This window comes from Neisseria sp. P0021.S007 (assembly GCF_051956855.1).
Genome location: NZ_JBQCXA010000017.1, coordinates 1 through 2,449, shown reverse-complemented (window position 1 = coordinate 2,449; position 2,449 = coordinate 1). Strand labels below are relative to the sequence as shown.

Annotated in this window: 1 pseudogene; it reads right to left on the bottom strand. The window is 49.3% G+C overall.

Annotated elements, in window-relative coordinates:
* Positions 1–183: 183 nt before the first annotated feature.
* A pseudogene (locus tag ACTHUR_RS10590) lies at positions 184–1,848 on the bottom strand (TonB-dependent siderophore receptor); the annotation flags it as partial.
* Positions 1,849–2,449: the final 601 nt, after the last annotated feature.

Below are 2,449 nucleotides of genomic sequence, written 5' to 3'. Positions count from 1 at the left end.
CGGCCAAACAGGCTTAATTCGGAATCAAACAAAAGGCCGTCTGAAACTTCAGACGGCCTTTTTGCATTCAAACCCAAGCAGCCCTCAGCTTCCGGCCTGCATCTGTTTTTTCGGGAAAAACTGCACCCCGTTCTCTCCTTGCGGCAACCCCAATTTCTTCCCGGCATGGCCGTACACGGTTTCAAGCGTGGTGTTCAGACGGCCTTCGTTCCATTCGCCTTTCCAGCCGAGTTCGTAGTTGCGTCCCATAATCGGCGGCAGTAGGTTGTCGTTGTAGTCGCGGTTCATCGTTTGTTTGAAGATGGACGTATAGGCGGCGTAAATACTTTGTTTAGGCGTGATGTCGTAAGTGATGCCGGCATAAGGAACGAAGCGGTTGCGTTTGAGCGAGTCTGATGAACCTGCTACCCCGTCTTTGAGGTCGCGATCCCAATAGTAGCCGCGTTTCCAGCTGGTGTAGCGTCCGCCTGCGATGATGTGCAGTTTGTCGGTAGGATTGATGCGCGCGCCCAAACCAAAGGCATGGGTAGTATAACGGCCGTTGCCGCCACGGGCTTTGGTTGTGGCAGAATCCCAATCGGGTTTGGCTTTCTCGCTGCCGTTAAAGGCATCTGCGTCATAGGTGCTGCTGTCGTTGAGCCAGCGGTTGCTTGAATTCACGTTCTCTTTGGAATAGCTGTGCATGAAGAAGAGGTCGTGATTTTGGCCGAAAGCGAAGATGCGGCCGGTCAGGTTGTTTTGGAAAGTGAACTGGCGGTTGCCTGCATCGTAACGGTCGAAGCTGTATGTGGTTCCCAGGCCGTCTGTACCGATGCCGTTACCTGTGCCGCCCAGCGTGTAATATTCTTTTGAACTGGTGTTCTTACGCCAGTCCAACTTGCTGCTCAGTTTCCAGTTGTCGTTGAAATAATGTTCAAATTCGGTAAAAAGATTGTATTTTTTCAGGCGGGCTTCGTTCCAATCCGCACCCAGATAGCGGCTGCGTTTCCACTCTTTGCCGTCTGCACGCATAGGTAGGCCGTCTGGATCGGGTGTTTCGGTTTGGTTGAGATAGCTTGCGCCCTAGGTAAGTTTGCTGTTGTCGCCGATGTCTTTGTCCATCACGCCATACAGAAGGAGGTCGCGGCCGCCGGATTGGTCTTTGAAGGTTTTGTTGCTGCCTACCGAGCCGACAAAGCGTCCGCGCAGGCCGTGTTCTTGGCTTAAAGTGCCGGATGCATCAAAGACGCTGTTTACTTTGCCCCATGAGTTTGCCATCAAATCGGCGGAAAGCTGGCGTTTTGCAGTCGGCTTTTTACGGACGGCGTTTACAGTGCCACCGGGTTCGTTGTTTGCCTGTGTCAAACCTGCCGCACCGCGCACCACTTCAATGTGGTCGTACATTGCCATATCGGTTGCACTGGTCGGGTCGCCGGCCGGGCCGCCTAAGCCGAATCCGCCGGGTGAGCCGAGTTGAGTGGCAATACCATCTTCTTCAAACTGTTCGATAAAATAGCCGCGCGACATGAAATGCGTACGTCCGCCGCTTTTGAAAACATTGATGCCCGTAGCGTTTTGCAACGCACCTTCTAAGTCGGTGATGCCCTGGTCTTCAATTTGTTTTTTGGTAATGACGCTGACGGATTGGGGAATTTCCCGGGGAGAGAGCACTAATCCTGTAGTCGAACGCATCGCGGATACGGTGTAGCTGTTTTGACTTTCAGTACGCAGGCTTTTGTTTTTACCCACTACGGTAACTTGTTCCACTTCAGCCTGTTGTACTTCTTCGGCAGCTTGTGCGGCTTGGGGCAGTGCGGCAAGGCAGAGGGCAAGTGTGCTCAGTTTGAATAGTTTCTCAGAATGGTGCATTGGGAGGGGTCCTTGATAAAGAAAGGTCTGTTTGTTTTTAAATATTGGCGGCAATATCCGTTTAAATTGAGCCGTTATTTTTTATAAGCCGTTTTATTTTAAAAATAAATATAAGTCCCCGAATCATTTTATTTGATTCAATTTCGATATTGCCAAACCATCGGGTCAAAAAAAGGTTGCCGCCGGAAAGGGAGCCGTTGGCAACGAATGGAGGTGGTAATGCAATGAAAGCTAGATACAAAGGGTAGTATCAAACTAGCCATAAATAACTATATCGAAACGGTGAGAAAAATCAACAGGAATTTTTTTCGGTTGAGAAAATTTTTTAGACTGTTTGCTTTATATCAAGATTGAAAAAAAGGTTTGATTGGAAAAGGCCGTCTGAAAACGGAAAGAATCGGTTTCAGACGGCCTTTGAATCAAGCGGGATTAGAACTTGTAATCGACTTTGAACATGACGTTGCGCGGTTGGCCATAGTAGTTGTTCGCGCCTTTGCTGCTGACTTTGTTGTTCTCGTAGTAGTAACGGTTGAACAGGTTGGTCGAAATCAGTGCAAGTTTCAGGTTTTTCGATGCCTGATAATCAATGTTGGCATTGAAT